Annotated in this window: 14 protein-coding genes; 8 read left to right on the plus strand and 6 right to left on the minus strand. The window is 50.3% G+C overall.

The genetic code is table 11. The features are described from left to right. The first annotated feature begins 116 nt into the window (after nt 1-116). On the plus strand, nt 117-4802 hold the full coding sequence (locus OXH18_RS20360; RefSeq protein ID WP_268609297.1) for a GAF domain-containing protein: 4686 nt from the start codon (nt 117-119) through the stop codon (nt 4800-4802). 11 nt (nt 4803-4813) lie between these two features. Here OXH18_RS20360 and ftsH read toward each other — a convergent pair whose 3' ends face one another. Next, a complete protein-coding gene (ftsH, locus tag OXH18_RS20365; RefSeq protein ID WP_268609298.1) occupies nt 4814-6577 on the minus strand; it encodes an ATP-dependent zinc metalloprotease FtsH in 1764 nt (587 codons plus the stop codon). A gap of 231 nt (nt 6578-6808) precedes the next feature. After that, nucleotides 6809-7003 (minus strand): DUF4174 domain-containing protein, encoded by a 195-nt coding sequence (locus OXH18_RS20370; RefSeq protein WP_268609299.1) that lies wholly within the window; start codon nt 7001-7003, stop codon nt 6809-6811. Between OXH18_RS20370 and OXH18_RS20375 the strand changes: the two genes are divergently transcribed. The 3 genes from OXH18_RS20375 to sipA all read left to right on the plus strand — a co-directional run bounded on the left by OXH18_RS20375 (nt 7002) and on the right by sipA (nt 10979). Beyond that, on the plus strand, nt 7002-9323 hold the full coding sequence (locus OXH18_RS20375; protein WP_268609300.1) for a response regulator: 2322 nt from the start codon (nt 7002-7004) through the stop codon (nt 9321-9323). The genes OXH18_RS20370 and OXH18_RS20375 overlap by 2 nt on opposite strands. A 279-nt stretch (nt 9324-9602) precedes the next feature. After that, nucleotides 9603-10670, plus strand: coding sequence for a sirohydrochlorin chelatase (locus OXH18_RS20380; protein ID WP_268609301.1), 1068 nt, complete (start codon nt 9603-9605; stop codon nt 10668-10670). Between the two features lie 87 nt (nt 10671-10757). Then, nucleotides 10758-10979 (plus strand): regulatory protein SipA, encoded by a 222-nt coding sequence (sipA, locus tag OXH18_RS20385; protein ID WP_268609302.1) that lies wholly within the window; start codon nt 10758-10760, stop codon nt 10977-10979. Nucleotides 10980-11017: 38 nt separating this feature from the next. Here sipA and OXH18_RS20390 read toward each other — a convergent pair whose 3' ends face one another. Further along, on the minus strand, nt 11018-12286 hold the full coding sequence (locus OXH18_RS20390) for a metallophosphoesterase family protein (protein ID WP_268609303.1): 1269 nt from the start codon (nt 12284-12286) through the stop codon (nt 11018-11020). Nucleotides 12287-12352: 66 nt separating this feature from the next. After that, entirely contained in the window at nt 12353-13420 is a 1068-nt protein-coding gene (locus OXH18_RS20395) for an aromatic ring-hydroxylating dioxygenase subunit alpha (protein ID WP_268609304.1), read from the minus strand. 338 nt (nt 13421-13758) lie between these two features. Between OXH18_RS20395 and OXH18_RS20400 the strand changes: the two genes are divergently transcribed. The 4 genes from OXH18_RS20400 (at nt 13759) to OXH18_RS20415 (ending at nt 19513) form a co-directional block, all read left to right on the plus strand. After that, nucleotides 13759-14205, plus strand: coding sequence for a hypothetical protein (locus OXH18_RS20400; RefSeq protein WP_268609305.1), 447 nt, complete (start codon nt 13759-13761; stop codon nt 14203-14205). Nucleotides 14206-14470: 265 nt separating this feature from the next. Next, nucleotides 14471-16699: an endonuclease gene (locus OXH18_RS20405; RefSeq protein WP_268609306.1), complete on the plus strand. Its 2229-nt coding sequence runs from the start codon at nt 14471-14473 to the stop codon at nt 16697-16699. Nucleotides 16700-16796: 97 nt separating this feature from the next. Next, a complete protein-coding gene (locus OXH18_RS20410) occupies nt 16797-18524 on the plus strand; it encodes a bifunctional pantoate--beta-alanine ligase/(d)CMP kinase (protein WP_268609307.1) in 1728 nt (575 codons plus the stop codon). 251 nt (nt 18525-18775) lie between these two features. Further along, on the plus strand, nt 18776-19513 hold the full coding sequence (locus tag OXH18_RS20415; protein ID WP_268609308.1) for a GDSL-type esterase/lipase family protein: 738 nt from the start codon (nt 18776-18778) through the stop codon (nt 19511-19513). Between the two features lie 14 nt (nt 19514-19527). On the opposite strand, the gene OXH18_RS20420 is transcribed toward OXH18_RS20415, so the two are convergent. Next, on the minus strand, nt 19528-20028 hold the full coding sequence (locus tag OXH18_RS20420; RefSeq protein ID WP_315874767.1) for a pentapeptide repeat-containing protein: 501 nt from the start codon (nt 20026-20028) through the stop codon (nt 19528-19530). A gap of 146 nt (nt 20029-20174) precedes the next feature. Next, nucleotides 20175-21602: an LCP family protein gene (locus OXH18_RS20425; RefSeq protein WP_268609310.1), complete on the minus strand. Its 1428-nt coding sequence runs from the start codon at nt 21600-21602 to the stop codon at nt 20175-20177. Nucleotides 21603-21863: the final 261 nt, after the last annotated feature.

The following is a 21863-nucleotide window of genomic DNA, read 5'->3' on the forward strand; positions in this document are numbered from 1 at the left end:
CCCTAAAACAAGTGAAAAACGCTCTGGGGTAATTGATTAGTCCTGATGAAAGCATTGCAGCGAGGAAGCAAGAACGCCTCTAAAAGAAGATAAGAAGGAGCACAGGTAGCCAGCTTATGACTCCTGCGACGACAGATCCTGAGCACACCATTCTAATGATTGCTAGTACAGATGACAGCATCGACATCTATCAACAGTTGCTGGCGCAAGATGCCGAGGTCTCGTATCGAGTTTTGACAAAGCGCTATGATGACGAAATTCTAGCCCTTTGCCAGTCCCGACCCATCGACAGCATTCTTCTGGACTTCCACAGTTTAGATGGGCGCTGCTTTGAGATATTAGCTCAACTGAATGCTCAACTAGCCGATCGCTGTCCGCCCATGATTGTGATTAATGGCAATGACGCTGAAATGGCAGTCCGATCGCTCAAGTCTGGAGCAGTAAATTACTTAGTGAAGGAGCAACTGACCGCCGACAAACTTTGCCAAGCATTACGTAACGCCATTAGCCTGGGTGGCGTTTCTACAACCGAGAACATCCCTATAACCCAATCAGCATCAGCGCTACAACACATCGAAAGCGCTGCTAGTTTTCGCATGATAGCGAACATAGTGCCTGACCTACTGTGGTGTAATGATCCTCAAGGCGTGACGCTTTGGTATAACCAACGCTGGCTCGACTACACTGGGCAAACCTTTGAGCAAGCCTGTGGCTATGGCTGGTTGGATGCCATTCATCCTGACGATCGGACTCAGTCTTTGGCTAATTTTCAGGCGGCTGTTGAACAGGGGCATGCTCTACAACAAGAACACCGCATTCGCAGTGCAGCGGGCAAGTATCGCTGGTTTTTAATTCGAGCCGAACCGCAGCACGATCGGCACAACCAGATCATATGTTGGTTTGGTTCGGCAACCGATGTTCACGATCAGCGGGCAGTGCTTGAGTCTTTACGCCAATCGGAGGGTCGGTTGCAGGCTTTGATTGCAAATTTGCCGGGGGGAGCCGTGTTTGTGGTCGATCGCCATCTCCGCTACTTGATAGCCGAGGGAGAAGCCCTGTCAATGGCTGGATTTAAGCCTGAGGATTTCGTTGGACGCACCATTTTCGAGGCGCTGCCACCCGAATTAGCAACTAGCTATGAAAAGCTTTACCGCCAAGGGCTGGCGGGTGAACCGTTTGAGCATGAGCATCATGTCCACAATCGTTCATTCATTTCACGGGGAACCCCGCTGCGGTCTCCAGATGGCGAAATTTATGCGGTGCTTGCTGTTTCCTATGATGTCACCGATCGCAAACGCGCTGAAGTTGCCCTGCGCGAGTCGGAAGAAAAATATCGCACGCTGGTCGATTCGATCGAGGCAGGCTTCAACCTAATTGAATTGCTCTATGACCAAGCGGGCAATGTAGTCGATTACCGCTTTTTAGCGGTCAATCAAGTCTTTGAGCAGCGAACTGGGCTCAAAGATGTGGTTGGCAAATTGGGCAGCGAGATTGCCCCAAATACAGAATCTCACTGGCTCGAAGCTTATGACAGCGTGGTGCAGACAGGCGAACCAATCCGCATCGAAAACTACAACGAAGATACGGGACGGTGGTATCTGGCTTACTCTTCACGATTTGGTGATGTGGGCAGTCGGCAGGTTGCAACCATCTTCGACGACATTACCGATCGCAAACGCCACGAAGCCAATCTTGCTTTCTTAGCCGAAATTAGTCAAGACCTCGCGCATCTGACGAGCATTGACGAAACCATGGATGCTCTGGGCGAGAAAATCGCCGCGCATCTCGGTTTGTCTGCATGCGCCTTTGCCGAACTTAATGAGACGGCTGAAATCGCGGTCATCAACCACGGTTGGCATCGCAGCGACGTACCGAGTCTGGTTGGCACCTATCGCATGGAGGAGTTCGTAACACCCGAAATTCTGCAACGTTGTCGTGCCGGCGCAGCCGTCGTCATCCGCAACGTATTTGACGACCCCATGACTGACAGCGAGCAGTATGCGGCTCTAAATATCGGTTCCTTCGTCAGCATTCCGCTCGTGCGCAATGGCGAGTGGCGTTTTCTGCTCGTCATCTACCACAGCGAACCCCATGACTGGCGCGACGATGAAATCGAATTGACCCACGAACTCGCCAACCGCATCTGGACGCGGCTCGAACGTGCCCGTGCCGAAGTATCACTAGCTGCCTCGGAAGAAAAATATCGCCTGCTGTTTGCCTCAATTAACGAAGGCTATGCTCTTTGCGAACTGCTCTATGACGCCCCTGACACACCGATCGACTGGAAGATTTTGCAGGTGAATCCAGCCTTTGAGACCTTGACCGGACTCACTAACGCCGCAGGCAAATGGGGCAGTGAACTGAATCAACCGCTGAATGGGAACTGGCTGCAAACCTTAGGCACGGTAGCTCGAACGGGTGAAGCTACTCGCTTTGAACAGTACATTGGCAGCCTGGACTACTGGTTCGAGATTCTGGTGTCGCGCCTTGATGAAGATAAACATCACATTATCGTTGTTTTCAACAACATCACCGATCGCAAGCGTGCCGAAGCAGCCTTGCGCAAGAGCGAAGAACGGCAGTCCTTTTTGCTGAAGCTCAGCGATGCACTGCGGTCACTTGCTGATCCGGTGGACATTCAGCAAACGGTTACTCACACCGCCATGAATTACTTTGAAGCGGATCGGTGTTACTACTGTGAAATTAAAGACGGTGATGCCATCATCTTACGTGACGCTTCCCGTGAAGATTTGCCGTCGGTGGCAGGAACGTATCCGCTGAGCAGCTTTGCCATTTTTCAAGCGGTGGTGGATGCAGGTCGTCCTTTTGTTGTTCAGGATGCGCAAACAACCGATCTGCTAGACGAAGATCTTAGACAGCTTTGCATCCAATTGCAGGTGATTTCTTTTGTTGATGTGCCTGTAATTAAAAATGGCAAACCCGTAGGCATCTTTTGTTTGGTTCAACGCACCCCAAGAGACTGGACAGATCTGGAAGTAGAACTAGCCGTAGAAACCGCCGATCGCACTTGGGCAGCAGTTGAACGTGCCCGTGCCGAGCAAGCTGTTGCAGCAGACTTGAGATGCACAACGCTCCTGCACGATTTGGCCACACGGCTGATCAGCGAAACCGATATTCAGGTGCTCCACAACGAAATCGTGACCGCGGCGATCGAACTGATGGAAGCGGAGGCCGGCTCACTGCAAGTTTTCGACGAAACCACCCAAGAACTGGTGCTGCTGGCGGCGCAAGGATCTACTGAAGCGATGAATGAGCATTTTCGTCGGGTAGCTGCTAGTTCAGGCACGTCTTGTGGTGTTGCTTTAAGGAATGGCATCCGCAGCTTTGTTAATTTCGATGTGCCAGAAAGCGACGACCCAGACGGTTCGCTGCGCATTCATCTCACGGCTGGACTACTCTCGGCCCAGTCAACCCCACTGATTACTCGATCGGGCAAAGCAATCGGTATGGTTTCAACGCACTGGCGCTGTCATTACCGCCCAACCGATCGCCAGCTACGCTTTTTAGATCTGCTGGCTCGTCAGGCGGCCGACCTGATTGAGCAGCGACAAGCCGAAGCCGAACGCAGTCTCCTTCTAGCACGAGAACAGGTGGCCCGAGCCGAAGCTGAACGCGCCAACCGCATCAAAGACGAATTTCTCTCCATCCTTTCGCACGAATTGCGATCGCCCCTCAACCCCATTTTAGGGTGGTCTAGGCTGCTACAAACCAAAAGTCTTGGTCAGGACAAAATTACTCAAGCCTTATCCACCATTGAGCGCAATGTGAGACTACAAACGCAATTGGTTGATGACCTGCTGGATGTCGCTAGAGTCTTGCGGGGTAAGCTCAGCCTCAATGAAGCCGCCGTGAATCTTGTGCCTGTCATTGAAGCGGCGCTGGAAGTCGTCAGAACGGCCGCCGAGGCCAAGTCCATTATGCTGCACGCCGAATTAATAGACGTTGGCTACCTCCGAGGCGATACTGTGCGCCTTCAGCAGATTGTCTGGAACTTGTTATCCAACGCCATTAAATTTACGCCCTCTGGCGGACGAGTGGAAATTGGTTTGCGGCAAGTTGTGGGAGATGGAGAAGTAGAATCTTCCTCACCTTCCTCTTACGCCGAAATTACCGTAACGGATACTGGTAAAGGCATTAGTCGTGAATTTTTGCCTCACATTTTTGAATCGTTTCGCCAAGAAGATACCTCAATCACTCGGCAGTATGGCGGGCTGGGCTTGGGGCTAGCCATTGTGAAGTATTTGGTAGATGCGCATGGCGGCACGATCGCGGCAGATAGCCCAGGGGCAGGGCAGGGCGCAACCTTTACCGTTCGCTTTCCCTTGCTCCGGCGTGATTCGATGACTCTGGTTGTAGAGCCATCTCTGTCTACCAACATTGACCTCACCGGGATGAAGGTGCTGGCGGTTGATGATAGCGAAGATGCCCGTGAATTACTCGTGACGTTGTTGACTCAATATGGAGCCGAGACAAAAGTGGTGACCTCTGGGGAAGACGTATTGGCGCAGCTAACCTCCTTTCAGCCAATGGTGCTAGTGTGCGACATTGGAATGCCTGACATGGACGGTTATACGCTGATACAACAGGTGCGTAGTTTACATCCCAGACAAGGCGGGCGTGTGCCTGCGATCGCTCTAACAGCCTACGCTACTGAGGAAGATCGCCAACGTGTTTTAAGGTGTGGCTTTCAAAAACACATAGTGAAGCCACTGGAACCAGACACATTGGCGATCGCAATTGCTGAACTGGTAAGACGGAACCTGTCTCGACCTTATGACTAGCTTAGTTGTGGCTAGCCGTTCATTAACCAAGCGGTTAGCCCGGCCGGCGCTTGCACCTGAGCCAAAATTGCCTGTAGCCGATCGCCTTCCAGCACTTCGGTTTCCAGCAGCAGGCGGGTTGCCGACTCTAACAAGCCGCGATTCAGTTGCAGAATCTCTAGCGCCATATCATGGGCTTTGTCGATGCTCTGCTTCACCTGGCGATCGATTTCCCTTGCCACTTCAGCACTAATGGCCCGACGAGTGCTGTTGCCTTCCAAAAATTGAGCGTTGTTTTTCTCAAAGGCAATTGGGCCTAAGGTCGCGCTCATGCCATATTGGGTAATGGCCCGCTCCGCTAAATCAGTAGCTTTTTGAATGTCATCACTAGCGCCCGTAGAAACCTTGCCAAAGATAATCTCTTCCGCCGATCGTCCTCCCAGGAGTGTCGCCAATTGTCCTCGCAATTCATCTTCTAATAGCAAGAAGCGATCGGTTTCTGGAGTTTGCAGCGTGTAGCCCAAGGCTGCCAGTCCGCGCGGCACAATCGAAATTTTCGAGACTTTGGTGTTGCCCGGCATCAACGCCCCAACCAGCGCATGACCGATTTCGTGATACGCCACGGTTTGCCGCTCTAGTGGGGTAAGAATCCGCGATCGTTTCTCCAGTCCGGCAATCACTCGTTCGATCGCCTCTTGGAAATCTGCCATCAGTACCGCCTGCCGATTATTACGAGCCGCCATCAACGCCGCTTCATTCACCAGATTGGCCAAATCTGCCCCAGCAAACCCAGCCGTTTGCGTAGCGATCGTGTCTAGATCTACATCTTCACCCAAGCGCACCTCTCGCACATGCACCCGCAGAATTTCGGCTCGACCGCTTTTGTCTGGACGATCGACCACTACTTGGCGATCGAAACGACCGGGACGACGTAAAGCCGGATCAAGAATCTCAGGGCGATTGGTCGCTGCAATCACAATTACGCCATCGTTGCCATCAAAGCCGTCCATTTCTGTCAGCAATTGATTGAGGGTTTGTTCCCGCTCATCATTGCCGCCATTGGGTAGCCCGCCGCCGCGTGTTTTGCCGATCGCATCCAGTTCATCAATAAAGATAATGCAAGGAGCTTGGCGTTTAGCGCGGTTAAACAAATCTCGCACCCGCGACGCACCCACGCCCACAAATACCTCAACAAACTCCGATCCGGACATACTCAAAAAGGGAACGCCTGCTTCGCCAGCTACTGCTTTGGCCAACAGAGTTTTGCCCGTTCCAGGAGGGCCAACCAACAGCACGCCCTTTGGAATTTTTGCTCCCACATGCCGATACTTGTCCCCATTGGACAGGAAGTCTACCACTTCTTGCAACTCCTGCTTGGCTTCGTCTACCCCAGCCACATCTGCAAAGGTGATGCCTGTTTTGCCGCGGCTGTAGACCCGTGCGTTGCTTTTACCCACGCCCAAACCAATACCTACGCCGCCACCAGAGTTGTTGAATTTTAATAACCAAGCAAACGTACCCACCAGCATTCCAAGCGATAGCAGTAACCCAACCATACTGGAAGGTGTAGCGGTATTATCGGTCAGGTTAATGAATTCAACGGCATGCTGCCGCAGCAACACTGTCAACTCCTCGATCGGTTCCGCTAATTGCGTATAGTAACGTTGGCCACCAAGCTTGGGTTTAAGACTATATTCAAGGCGATCGGGTTTGAGGATCACCCGTTGCACCTGTGCGGATTTAACCTGTTCAATAAACTTGCTGTATGCCGTCTGTGAACGGGTGTCTGTCTTCATAGAGCCGATTCCTAATAGAAAGAAGAGAATATTGAGGAGTCAAGTCCTGAATCCCTCCAAATGTGAGAGGTTTCATTCCTGTTAACTTCCTACAGTGTTAATTCTCCTGTAGTGGCTCTGATTTCAAACAGATGAAATGACCGTTCAGACTTTCGGGTTTTCCGAAAGTCAAGCGCAAATCATGACGGTTGTTACACCCATGTCTTCGGGTATTCCCACCACTGTACAAAATTAGAGTTGATTTCGTTGTTGCATTTCCTGTTGACGCATGGGCATGGCATCAATTTGGGTAAACACGGAACTCACCGCTACCGGGCTGGCTTCCGATCGTTTCACCGTGCCATCTTTACCAATTAAGATTATCCTAAACTCATCCGACTGCACTCCAAACTGTTGGCGCAATCGATTGGAAGAGGATAGACTCATGCGCATTTTACTAGTAGAAGATGATGAAATTTTAGGAGACATCTTGACGCAAGCCCTCAGTGAACACCGCTATCTAGTAGAAGTGGCAGAGGATGGTCAACTGGGGTGGCAATATGCCCAAAATAGCGTATATGATTTATTGATCATCGATGTTGGGTTGCCTCGACTAGATGGTATTACGCTGTGTCAACGGTTGCGCGGAGAAGCTTGCTCAACCCCTATTTTGCTGATGACTGCCAAAGATGCTCCAGAAGAACGCATTCGGGGGTTAGATGCTGGGGCCGATGATTATTTAACCAAACCGCTGGATATGGGTGAACTTCAGGCCAGAGTGCGGGCCCTGTTACGACGAGGAGATGTATCACCAACTTCGGTTTTAACGGTAGGGTCGTTGCAATTAGATCCAGTCAGTTGTGAAGTGACGCACGATGGGCGACCGCTGAAACTGACGCCAAAAGAATATAGCTTGCTGGAATTGTTTTTGCGGAATCCGTCCCGCGTGTTCAGTCGGGGACAAATTGTCGAGCACCTCTGGTCTTTTGATGATCCACCGCTGGAAGAAAGCGTTAAGGCGCATGTCAAAGGGTTGCGGCGCAAGTTGAAAGAGGTAGGGGCTGCCGATTGGGTTGAAAACGTCTATGGACTCGGATATCGGCTCATCCCTAAAGCCCCCCCTATGACCGTGGCAAACGTGCCTGTACCGACTGATACACCAACAAAACCGATTGTCGAGACCCCGATCGCTCTGGATTCTCAGTCGCAATCAACCGAAGCGGCTTTCAATCAAGCGATGGCCCAATTATGGCAGCAGTACCAAGGGTTGATGATGGAGCGACTACAGGTGTTGCAAACAGCGGCCCGTGCCATGTCGATGGGAATGCTCACAGCCGAAACCAGACAAGCCGCAAGCAAGGCCGCTCACAAGCTGGCTGGAGTCTTGGGCATGTTTGGGCAAGACCAAGGCACGCAACTAGCTCGCGAACTTGAAACCCAACTAGAGTCTGCAAATGTGGAACCATCTACCAACGTGCCAGCGTTAGTTGAACAGCTTGCGGCTCTGTTGCAGATCGGAGTTTTGTCCTCTCACTTAGACAAAGCATCAGCCCCCAGTGACTTGCCGCCACGGTTACTGTGGGTGGGGAGCAATCGTCAGCTTGGTTTAGAGTTGCAATCGCTGACGCAATCGGCTGGGTTGGGTTGGCACATCGTCGAGACGATCGCCGCAGGCGCAGATTGGTTAACGGCTCACACACCTGACTTGGTTGTGCTACAAGTGGACGAATTCAATTTGTTAGCCGACAGCTTACCGTTGTTAAACCAGTTGTCGGCACGTACTCCGGCGATTCCGTCCCTAGTGATTACCGACTCCGACGAGTTGAGCGATCGAATTCAGATGGCTGCGGCTGGAATTGCAGGTATCCTCACCGCTCCAGTGACTGCCACCCACGTATGGGACATGGCCAGCCAAATGTTGCAGCAACACCACACCCACACTGTAAACCTGCTAGCGGTGGATGATGATCCGCTCTTGCTAGAGGCGCTGCGGGCAATTGTGGAACCGTGGGGGATGCGCCTGTTCACCCTCACTGATCCGACACAGTTTTGGAACGTATTGCACGCCACCAAGCCAGATTTGCTGATTCTGGATGTGGAAATGCCCGAATTCAATGGCATTGAACTGTGCCAAGCCGTGCGTACTGATCCACAGTGGCAAGATTTGCCGATCGTGTTTTTGACCGCTCATCGTGAACCCGAAACTGTGCGGCAGGTTTTCATGGCTGGAGCCGATGATTATGTCACCAAGCCAATTCTGGGGGCTGAACTGTTGACCCGTCTCACCAATCGACTAGAACGCAACCAACTATTGCAACGGCTCTCTCGTCGCGATTCCAAGACAGGCTTGGCGAACCAACCCCACTCTCAGCAACAGCTAGAGCAATTACTGTGCAACGCCGATCGCACTCCTGTTTGCTTGGTGGTGCTTACTCTCACTGATCTGCCCCAGATCAATCATCGCTATGGTCATTGGATGGGACATCAAATCTTGAAACGCTGGGGCGAGGTGCTACGGGCTTCTCTATATAGCGGGGAAGTGTCGGGCTATTGGGATTATGGACAGTTTGTCATCGGCTTGCCCAGGCTCAATCAAACGGAAGCGATCGATCGTCTCTCTCCAGTGTTTACTTTGCTGCGTCGCCAAATCTTCACGGCTCAAGGCGATCGATTTCAGGTGAATTATACAATTGGGTTGGCTGAGTTTCCGGCGGATGGTGTCAGCGTGCAGACGCTATATCAAATCGCTTGCCAGCCCAACGCCTAGTATTCCGACTACGAAAATTCCATCGAGGGAGATCAAAATTCCCCCGTCCCCGCATACGTTCGTTCAGGCAATGGGATAAGATGACAAGGCACACGTGAACAGCAGCGTACGGGAAAGATTGGTGAAAATCCAACGCTGTGCCGCAACTGTGAAGGGGGAAAGGAAACAGGACAAGGATCAAGAACCTTCATGGCTTCAGCCTTTCTTCCAAGCCAGAACACCAGTCCGCTGTTTATTCACTCTATGTCCTGCGATGCACAGGACGGAGTTCTGAAACGCATGTCTATTTCTATTGAACATTCAGAGTTTTCTACTAGTCTCATTCAAATTTCTCCATCGGCGATCGATCGCCCTATCCCTCCGCCATCCCTGTCGCCACTACCCCTGCAACGTCCATTACTGCTGGTGGGGCATGGGAGCCGCGATGCCGACGGTCGTCAAGGCTTGCTAGATTTTGCCAGCGCCTATCAAGCCCTCGATCGATCGCGCCCAGTGATTCCGTGTTTTTTGGAACTGACCGAACCCTCCATTCAGCAAGGCGTGGATCAGTGTATAGAGATGGGATACACCGACCTGTCAGTATTGCCAATTCTGCTGTTTGCCGCTCGCCACAATAAGTTTGATGTCACGAATGAACTCGATCGCGCTCGTCAGCGTCATCCCCAACTGACATTCCACTATGGTCGTCATTTTGGTATCACACCTGGCATTTTAGATCTATGGCGATTGCGCCTAGCTGAACTCGATCAACCACAATGGAACCCCACTGGAATTTCGCGATCAGACACGGTGTTGCTGTTTGTGGGACGTGGCTCCAGCGATCCAGATGCGAATGGCGATGTTTATAAACTGGCGCGGATGTTGTGGGAAGGCAGCGAGTATCATACTGTTGAAACGTGCTTCATTGGCATCACCCATCCCCGATTGGAAGAAGGGTTCCGACGATCGCGGCTCTATACTCCCAAGCGCATCATTGTTCTGCCGCACTTTTTGTTTACTGGGACACTAGTCAAAAAAATCTTTCATATCACCGCCCAACAACAAGAACAGTATCCCAATCTGTCCCTTGTTTGCCTACCCGAAATTGGGTTGCATCCTGAACTGTTTCAAATTCTGCGCGATCGAGAAATTGAAACCCAACTGGGACAGGTACAGATGAATTGTGAGATGTGTAAATTTCGACTTGCAGCGAAATCATCAGATCGTCACAATCATGGACATAATCATGATCATAATCATGGTCATAGCCATGATGATTGTAATGATGATCATGATCACGCGCATGGAGCGATCGATCCCTACGCTGAACCCAATCAGTATCATCAGCGCATTTGGCAAGTACCATAGAGGAAAGGCTGAAAGCTGAAGACTTAAAGCTAAAGTACTGCCCGATTCTTTACCTTTCTCTTTTTTATCTTTTTATCCAGGTCTAATATGGAAGAATTGGCTGTTGGCGATCGCGTCCGAGTTGTGTCTCTCCCTCCCTATGTCAAAACGGCAGAACCGATGCCGATGCTGCGACCACCGAATGTCATTCAAGTGGGTGAAGAAGGGGTAATCGTTGATCGGCGTCCTGGTGGGTGGGGCGTTCGCTTTAGTCGAGGCATGTTTTTGATGGACGAACAGTATCTAGAAGTCATTAAAGATGAGGCGTGAGCCAGAGGGACAGTTCACACTCACCCTTACCCACCCCACTATGCTTCAGTTTCGGTATTCAACAAGGTTTGCACAAATTCATACAGTTCCAAATCCGATCGTCCATTTAATTGCTGTTCTTTCAGATCAATCAAACCTTGCGCCAAGGGCATAGCCCTTTTTTTGTAGGTAGCATTAGCTGTGAGCAAGTCCAAAAACACATCTTGTTCAATCTGCAATCGATTGGCATCGTCAGCGACGGGTGAGACAAAGGTGTTCGATTCAGCGTTGAATTTTAGCAGAAAAATTAGCGCATGACTCAGTTCATGAAGCTGTTGCTGCAACTGTCGCACATCTAGTTCCATTCGATCGAAGCCGACATGTCCTTCAATGCGCAGTTCAACGATCGGTTGCTGTTGGGTATTAATTACCCCTTGCTGTATGGCTTGTTGCACTCGTTCAATCGCCTGTTGTTCAATTTCTTCTACACTTTCTTCACCACAGGCTGTCATCATTAAACGCACGATCGCTCGTTGATAATAGTTCTGTTTGAGGTCTGCTTGAATTCCCGATTCCGTGATCTCAATCAAGTAAGCTCCACGGGTAAAACTGGCTTCTTCAATGCTGTTAGCCTCGGTAGAACCCGGGTTAAAAATCCATCCCTCAACTTCATAACTTTTGTGAATGTGCCCTAGTGCTAAATAATCAACCCCTGCTTGTTTAAGGGGCAACAATTCGCTGTAGCGCAAAGCTCCTTGATAGCGAGCAATTTGTCCTTCCACACCGTGATGAAACAATAAGATGGTAGGCCCAGCGGCAGGCGGTAAGCTAGGAATAGCGGCTGCAATTTGTTCGATCGCCCTGGGGGCAGACGCCCCGTACCACACCGACCCCAGCACACGCACGCCACACTCGAGATCAATGTAACCGCCCCGTCGATCGACTTCTGACCAAGGAGAATAAAGCGGTTCCCCTTCGGACACATTGCCCGGCTCTAAGAGCTTTAGCAACCCCCAATCCGCCAGATAGCGCAGCCAGCTGGTTTTTGTACCATAGGGACGATTATCGTGATTGCCTTCGATCGCCAACACAGGAATGCCCGCCTCCCGCAGCATATCCAAACATCCTTGAGCCTGATTCAGCGTCGCAGGTTGAATGTTACGGTGCTCAAATAAATCACCGGCAATGATGACAAAATCTACCTGTTCGTCGATCGCATACTTGCTCAGGACATCGCGAAAGGCATAGAAAAAGTCCTGGGTGCGTTGCTTATTGTCATAGCGATCAAACCCCAAATGCACGTCTGCAATGTGTAAAAACCTCGCCATTGTTGTTTCCTCGTGTGGCTATTTACCTCGCCCTGCGATCGCTTATTGTACCCAGATTCTCTGCCATTAATAATACACTTGTTCAGCTTGAGTGCGAATCAGCCGTTGTACACTAACCAACGCTCGATTTAGTTCGCGGGGTGGTTCTGGTTGAGTCAAATAGGCCTGTTGTTCATCCTCTAGCATTTCTACATCCTGGCGCACCAATCCATCGAGCAATCCCTTAGCCGAACCAAACAGCGAATTTTTGACAAAACGGCGAAAGGCGATCGGCAATTTGTGGAGATTTGGAAAAGCATGAAGCGAGGTAAAGTGCAGCAGGTAGGCGCGGGTGTGGGTTGGCCCAACCGGACAAAATAAACAATAGATTTTGAAATCTTCCCCCAGCGTGGATGTCCAGTGTGGATAGGTATAAGATACTGTCAGCGGTTCTGGATGCAAACGGCGCAGAGCCGGAAAAAATAGTTGAGACACTGACCAAATTTTGTCAATGCGATAGTAGCTCTGGGCTTGATAATAGGCGTCTATGCGATCGCCATCCTCATGCAGTTCTTGCAGTTTGGGGTCGGCCCAGGCTTGATAGTTTTGATGCAAATGCCCATGGTACATGTCCATCAGGTTTTCAATCAAAAACGAAAAGTGCGCCTGGCAATCGATCGTCGTCACTGAAGCAATGTAATTCAGGTGATCCCACTCTGGTACACCCAATAACGCCACCTGACTCGATCGCGCGGGTTCGCCTGGAAACAGCCAAATGAACCCATCTTGCTCTTGCACCGGATAGCGCCGCACTCGACAATTGGGAAGCTTTTGCTGAGCCTCTAGATAGGGAATAGCTGCACAGTGACCTTGCGCGTCTACTTGCCAACCGTGATAGGCACACTCGATCGCATCTCCCACGACTTGCCCTCGGCTCAGCTTAACATAGCGATGTGGACAGCGATCGGCCAGGGCTTGGATCGTTCCTGCCCGATCGCGATACAGCACAATTGGGTGTTGCCAGAGCATGACCCCCAACGGTTGATTGGTGACTTCGGCACTGCGCGCCACAACATACCAATGGTTGGGGTTAATGCCCACCTGCCGCACATCAGCATGGGAACGGGTGGAGGTAGCAACACGAGTATCTGGCATTCTAGGCTCCTTTCGATCGGGTCTGACGCTGTGTATGTTCTTTAACTGTGTTCCTAGTGTCGCTTATGAAGCCGTTAATGTTGCTGTTCTATCTGTAATTTTTTAAACCTTGCTAGTTCTAGGTTGCACTCGATTGGTAATTCATTGATGATGGGCGTGGCTAAATTCAAATCGAAGTTGCCCTCATTCCTACCCTTTCTCCCGGAGGGAGCAGAGAGCCGGAACGCTCGTTCCCTCTTTCAACAGGGCAAGGGGGAAGGGGAGGCAGTCCAATTCAGATCTCGATTCAGGCGTGATAATGAATCGTGAACGAACCAGGTAAAGGATGAAGAAGGACGATGTCACAACCGGAGAGGAGTCAAGGTCGATCGAACTTGGTTGGAGTTGGAATGGCGGTGACTGGCTTAATAGGAGTCTGGATACTGCCTGGTTTGGCTCAAGTGACAACCCCACAACCTGACCTGAACGGCAACTATAGGCGCAATCAAGCTGCAAGAGTTGGACAGGTAGCAAGCCCGCTGTCACCGGGTTCTCTTTGGCAAGTAATATCACCAGGACTGAATTGCCGTCGTGGAGCCGGGTTAGAGTATGACATCGTTCGACAGTTTGAACAGGGACAGCTTTTGCAAGCCGATGTGGGACGAGGTGGCTCGGATGAAGTTCTGATCAATGCGACCGATCGCCGTGGTAATCCTTGGATGCGGGTAAGAAGCCCGATCGGTGAAAGCTATGATTGCTATGTCAGGGCCCATCGCCGCTATATTCAACCCTATGCGGGTGAATAATTGAGTTGAAGGGTTGCGTTTGCATTTAGGCTCGCCAATTAACGGATGGATGAAGTGTCCTGAAGAACTTGTCAAACTAAAGAAAGAAGGAACAATGGCACTAGACTCACAAAAATCAAGGTTAGGTTAGACACGTCTTTTCTTGGTTAACTGTTTTCAGCTTACCGTTTGATTCACATTGATTCCACGTTAATTTCACATTGATTCGTGTTTGTGTCCATGTTGCAACCAACCTTGATTCGTTTCCGGCAGCGAAACACTTTCTATGAAAATCGACATGCAGTTGCGCGAAACCATCGCAGAAACGGAAGCTCGCTATGCCAAACGCCAAACCGATCGCCTGCAACACCAACGAAAACTCAATGCTGGAGAGTTCCTACAGGCTGACGACCCAGAACGAGTGAAGAAACGTTTGCAACGGCTGGGTGTAGAGCGATCGGCAGCAGCACGATTGGTAGAAGGATTGTCGGTTCCTTTACCGCCTACAGAGATGCCACTGTCTTTAGAACGCATCTTCTTTAAGAATGATTTGATGCGCATCAACTATCTAGAGCGAGGAACACGGGCGGCACGAGCCGTTGGGCGGATTTGGATTCAATCTAGTCAGGGACAACTGATAGGATATGCCACAGGGTTCATGGTGTCGCCTCAACTATTACTGACGAATCATCATGTGTTGCCTACCCGTGAGTCTGCCTATGGACAGGTCGAATTTAATTATCAAGATGGAATTGACGGACAACCGCTGCAATCTGTAAGGCTTAAGCTCAATCCGGATGCATTTTTTCTGGCAGACAAGTCACTCGATTATGCACTGGTTGCCGTTCAAACCGAACCTCATTGTCCTAGCTTGAAACAGTTTGGCTGGCATCGCTTAATTGAAGACGAAGGTAAGGTCATCATTGGCGAATATGTCAGCATTATTCAGCATCCAGGGGGCGAACCCAAACAGGTGGCGTTGCGTGAAAATCAATTGGTAGATGTCCTGCCAGAGTTTCTACACTATCAAACAGATACGGCGGTCGGTTCGTCTGGCTCTCCGGTGTTTAACGATCAGTGGGAAGTTGTGGCTGTCCATCATTCTGGTGTTCCCAAACGCGATCGCCAAGGGCGAATTCTGACAATCAACGGAGACGTTTGGACGGATGAGCAGGGCGAACAGAAAATTGCTTGGTTAGCAAATGAAGGTACGCGCGTTCGTTGCATTATTCAACATATTAAGCAACAGCGGTTATCAAGGTTTGCCAAACCATTGCGCGATCAATTGTTTGAAGCCATGCCAGACAGTAGACATTTTGACTCCGATTCTGATTCAGAATCTAATTCTAATTTAATATCAAAATTAAAATCTGATTTACTCTCTTATTCTATTCCTAACTCTATGTCTATATCTCGATCGATCGATCCAGATGATACTGATTCAGCGAGCGGTTCGGATAGATCTACTCCAATGGTATCCAGTGATGGTACTGTTACTTGGACTATTCCCATTCAAGTCAGTATTCGTTTGGGTCAACCCACAATGCAGCTTTCGGGCGAAACTCCCCTCCCTACTCCATCTACTAGTTTCACTTCTGATATCCAATCTAATCCATCTGTTCATTCATCAGAGACACAATCAGATGAATTAGAAGCCGCATTGGCTGAGTTTCAGGAAGCAACCCAGCGCACCTATTATGATGAAGCCCAAGATGCACAGCATTGCGATCGCTATTATGGTCGGCTGCTGCGCCAAATTGAATCCCTGGAACCGGACGAACTGTACCGAAAGCTCAGCGATCGGCTACGACAAACTCATACCACGTCCCTGGTCTATAAACCCAATAAACAGTTATATCCCTGGGTGGATTTGCACCCAGACCTGAAACTTCGCAGCATCTATTCTGGGCAGCCGTTTGAACCCGAAGCATTCATTCGAGAAGATTTTCGCATCGACCAACTGCGATCGTTACGTACCCAAGAGCTTCAACGGAAGGAATCCACCCTATCCCCCGAGCAGTACCAGCAAGCCCTGGAATTGCTGGAAGCCAGCCTACCTTACAATTGCGAACATGTGGTGCCACAATCATGGTTTGGCAAAGCCGAGCCAATGCGGGGCGATCTGCATCATTTGTTTGCCTGTGAGGTGACGTGTAACAGTTTCCGCAGTAACTACCCTTACTTTGATTTTGATCAGTTTCAAGAAAGAGACAGCATCCGAGCCGAATGTGGCAAGCTTTCTAGCGATCGATTTGAGCCACGCAGAGGCAAGGGAGCCGTAGCCCGCGCTACGCTCTATTTTCTGTTGCGCTATCCCGGCAAAATTAGCAAAACTAGAAGCGAATACACTCAGGAACGGCTCGAAACGTTAATTGAATGGCACATGACCTATCCACCAAACGACTATGAAAAGCACCGCAATGCTGCCATTTTTGAGCGACAGGGAAACCGCAACCCCTTGATCGATTTTCCTGAATGGGCTGAATGCATTGATTTTAGTTTGGGGGTAGAGTGAGGGTAATAGAGGGGTTGCTTGCATCTCTCCCCTGCTTTCTCACTGAATTTTGTACACTACTAAGCGGAGAACTGCGTCAAAACTTGGGGGGACGACGGTGCGTTTGTTTACCACAATTGTAGGATTGCGTTGTTATCTTGACCTGGAGCGATCGGGTCAGAAACAGCCCGTTCACCCTACCAAAAGCGACAACTCCGTGGACATTTTCCCCCCGACTGTTGGCTTAGTGCCTACGATGGGCGCGCTCCACGCCGGACACCTAAGCTTAATCGAGCAAGCCCGGCAAAATAATGATCTAGTCGTGGTCAGTATTTTTGTTAACCCGCTACAGTTTGGCCCCAACGAAGATTTTCAACACTATCCCCGTTCCTTAGACCACGATCGGCTGCTTTGTCAACAAGCGGGGGTGGATGCAATCTTCGCTCCAACGGCGGCTGAACTGTACGGACAGAAAAAGTTTGGTATTCAAGAGTGGGACGTTACCCCTTCTCTGTCAGCATTTTCCTATGCCCCTCATTTAACGGCAGAATCGGTGTCACAAGTAATTCCCCCCGCGGCAATGACCACAGAGCTTTGCGGGCGGTTCCGTCCCGGTCATTTTGCTGGTGTTGCCACGGTGGTAACGAAACTATTGACTATTGTGCAGCCCGATCGCGCTTACTTTGGGCAAAAAGATGCGCAGCAATTAGCCATTTTGAAGCGAGTGGTAGCCGATCTAAATTTGCCAGTTGAGGTGATCGGTTGCCCAACCGTACGAGAAATGGATGGCTTGGCGATGAGTTCGCGCAATCAATATCTATCAGTGGCTGAACGTCAACAGGCAACGGTTCTATATCGCGGTCTCAAACAGGCCGAGCAGTTATTCTATCAAGGAAAGCGCCTACGAGAAGATTTAATTGACGCGGTGAAAACCGAGTTAATGACAGCCCCGGAGGTTCGGTTACAGTACGTTGATTTAGTACATCCCGATACAATGATGCCGTTAGAGCAAGTCGAAGATTGTGGATTATTAGCTATGGCTGCATTTGTCGGTTCTACTCGTTTGATTGATAATTTGGTTTTGCGCGATCGACAGCCAATTCTGGCGATCGATGGCCCCGCTGGTGCAGGAAAGTCAACAGTGGCACGGCAAGTGGCGCAGGCTTTGGGCTTGCTCTACTTGGACACCGGGGCAATGTATCGGGCTGTCACCTGGATGGTATTGCAATCAGGTATCGCAGTGACCGATCAGGCGGCGATTGCCGAACTGGTGAGTCAGTGTGACATTGTGCTAGAAAGCGGTAATAGCTTAAACCAATCGTCTTTACCAGAAAAGAGTCTAGATGCTAGATCAGACGCTAGATCATTGCCCACGCTCAATGTCTGGATTAATGGACATGAAGTGACAGCCGCCATTCGGAGTGTAGAAGTCACGGCTCATGTGTCAACCATTGCTGCCCAGCCGATCGTGCGGCAAGAGTTAGTGCGGCGACAACAAGCCTACGGTCGCCGAGGCGGCATTGTCATGGACGGTCGCGATATTGGCACGCATGTCTTCCCAGATGCAGAACTCAAAATTTTTCTAACCGCCTCGGTAGAGGAACGGGCGCGGCGGCGACAGCAGGAATGGCAGAGCCAAGGACAAATGCACCTATCGGGGGCAGACTTAGAACAAGCCATCCGCGATCGCGATCGGATAGATAGCACGCGGCGAGTCTCTCCGTTGCGCAAAGCTGACGATGCCATTGAAATTCAGACAGACAATCTTAGCATTGATGAAGTTACGGCTAAAATTGTCGATCTCTATCGACAAACACTGGCACATCTGCATCACCATCGCTTATGAAGAGATTAGGCCATGGTTCAGCTTGGGCAGCATGACGCCCCATCAAGCTCATGACAGCTTGTCAGAGTTTAACAGGAGGCTCTGAGCCGCTTAAAAATAAGATAACTGCAACCGATCGGACCGTTTTATGTCAAAATTGCTAAGAATTGCAACATAGTTTGAGGAGTGACAGCATCTGTCCAACCCGCTCAGCCACGCTGGCAAGCGGTTAAGCCTGCACTTCTGCCCCTAATTTTTCGTTGTGTTTCGCGATGCAAATACTAGCTACGGGTTCTGAACACCTCCAGCCTTCTCAAGACCACCATTTAGCCCCCTTTTCTAGTGCAGTGGCTCGCCCCCTCCGGATTCTAGCTTTGGGAGACAGTTTGATCTATGGGTTTGGAGATCCGGAAGGCGGCGGATGGGTAGAGCGATTGCGGCGTAATTGGATGTCACCGGAACAGCATGGGCATGTGTTGTACAACTTAGGAGTCCGTGGCGATCGGGTGCAACAGGTTGCTCAGCGCCTAGAGCACGAATTTCGGCATCGAGGTGAACTGCGCCACCAAGTGCCAGACGGCATCATTCTGTCAGTTGGTGTTAACGATTCGGCACGGTTGGGGCGGCTAGAAGGGCGAAATTTCACCAGCTTTCCAGATTTTCAGGCTGATCTCGAAACCTTGCTCGATCGAGCACAGCAACTTTGTCAGGTGTTTTTTATTGGCATGACACCTGTTGATGAGTCGCGCATGCCCTTTTCCAACTGCCTGTATTACAATCAAGCCGATCAATATCGCTATAAAGAAGCTACTCGCCTTGCTTGTCTTCAACGACAAATTCCCTATCTTGATATTTTCGAGCAGTGGTTAGCACAAGGCGAACCATGGTGGCGATCGCGCCTTTCTTGTGATGGACTACATCCCAACAGTGTTGGCTATGAAGCCCTATTACAACATGTGTTGTCGTGGTCGCCGTTACAACAGTGGCTAACGCTACCCACGGCCGCCTAGTTTAGCCACCCCATTCAACAGCCAAGGCTGTCTCGGGTTGAAACTCCCGTGATGGGATTAACCCCCTCAGCCCGCTGACAGAGTTGACGAATTTCATAGCGATCGAGAATCGCTCCGGTGAAATCGGCTCCAGTGATTGTGACATCTTGAAAGCTGGTTCGCGTGGCAGTGGTGTCTTGCAAAATCGCATTGCTGAGGTCGGCACCTACCCAAAACACCCGATCGGCCAAAGCGCCCGTTAAATTGGCACCGCGTAAATTAGCATTCAGCAACACTCCCTTGGTCAAAATGGCGTTGCTGAGATCGGCTCCTTCTAAATTTGCGCCGCGCATCTCGGCGGATACAAATTCCTTGCCGCTTAAATCTGCACCTGCAAAGTCTTGGTTGTTGAGGTTGGCATTGTTGTAGTTGACAGTATCGAGGGCAGCGATCGCGGGTGTTGCACTCAGCAAGACCCAAAGACACGCCAATCCTAGCACCAGCAACACACCTAAACAGCGTCTCACTTGCTTCATCACCCATGCCAGGCGAGAACACCTAGAAGTTGCAGCAGACGACTGATAAGAAGCGGAATTCATATACAATCCTGTCGATGAGATAAGCTTTCATCCTACAATACCGCTTAAATGGATTGCCTTGATTGCGTGCTTCCATCTCGAGCCTAGAAAATTTGGTGGCTGTTGGCCCAATCATCCCCTACCCGAATGGTCAAATCGGAATTGATGTCACCCGTAGAAGCAGGTATGACCTCACCTACTCCTAGCACTGATTCCAGCATCTCGGCCGATCGCAAATCGCCACGTTGAGCAATAATCTGGGTTTGCGATTGCGGTTCAGGCCAGTCTTCAACCAGGTAAAGATTGTAAAACCCTTGAGATTGTAGGTAAGCAACAACCTGGCTACCCAAATATGGATCAGTTGAAGCGTTCTGAATCGCAATACTGAGATCATCTAAGCGATTTTGATGACTGAGTACGGCTACAGAGGTGATATCGAAATACTCTTGCATCACCTCATCTCTAGCAACCGTATCCATCAACCAGTAGCTAGCTACATATTCTTCAGGAGTACTGAATCGTCCTGGCAGCAAAACCATCCTGAAATTCTCCTGCTCTAGTCCTAAGCCAAAGTTGGCCAACGCCAACATTTCTTCCATCGACAAATTTGTATCAATGTACTCTTGAAAGATCTGAATTGCTTGGGGAATGCGCGGAATGAGCAGTGGATCGGTGAGCTTGTCGCGTAGGGCCCGAATGACCTGTTGCTGCCGTTGAACCCTCCCAATATCACCATTCTCGTCGTTGCGGAAACGGGCAAATTGTTCAGCTTGGGCCCCGTTCAGTCGTTGCTGTCCTGGATATAAATCGATCGTCAGTTGCTGCGTTTGGTCTTCGTATTCCATCCGTTCTGGAACATAGACCTCGATCCCTCCCATCAGATCAACGAGTTCTCGAAATGCGCCAGTGCTGATGCGGATATAGCGGTCGATCGCTACCCCATTCAAGTTTTGGCTGACTACTTGAGCCGCCAACTGAGGTCCACCTACCATGTTTGCGTGATTGATTTTTTCAGGACCTTCTCCTGGAATATCAACATAGGTGTCACGTGGAATCGATAGAACATTCACCGATTCTGTCGTTGGATCAATGCGAACCAACATCATGGTGTCGCTGCGCCCTCCAAACACATCGTCTGGAGACTTGTCAGGTGGCAAATCCAACGGCAAATCAATCCCCATCACTAGGATATTGACCGGACGGGTAATTTGGTAGTTGAAGTGTTGAGTCCAAAGATCTGTGAGCGACCGTGAAGCCTCGTTTCCCTGCGGAGCGATCGCCCGTGGCAGCGGCAACATCAACGCCACCGCTGTCCCAATGGTTGCAGACAAAACCGCCGTAATTCCAATGGCTACTCCCCGTAGCAACCACTTCACAGCACCAGACGTTGACCGAGGAGGCTGTTTGTTGCTATCCAAGCTCTCAGATGTCTCAGACAGGGAGGGTGCATCAACAGCGTCGTCCCCTTCTGGACTCACGTTATTCAATTGAGAGGTGGTTTGTACTTCAGGTACTTCAGGCTGTTCGTTCAACCGTCTAACTCCTCGACTTCGCTGTATCTTAAACAAACTTACGGTATGGCAATTAGGCCGAACCTAGGGCAGTTGAAGTGTTGCTGCACAAGGCTTTAGGTCACACGGTAGAAGTAACCATAAACATCGCTCCGATTCGCTGATTCCAAAATAAATATGTATTTTTATGTTGCTCTCGGCGATTATAGCCTGAACTTTGACAGAATTCCTTCCATCTCCAGGGCGATCGCCGTTCTGCTGTCGGTATTGCTTCGGAGACGG

Origin of the sequence: Thermocoleostomius sinensis A174 (assembly GCF_026802175.1) — a bacterium.
Lineage (GTDB): Bacteria > Cyanobacteriota > Cyanobacteriia > Elainellales > Elainellaceae > Thermocoleostomius > Thermocoleostomius sinensis.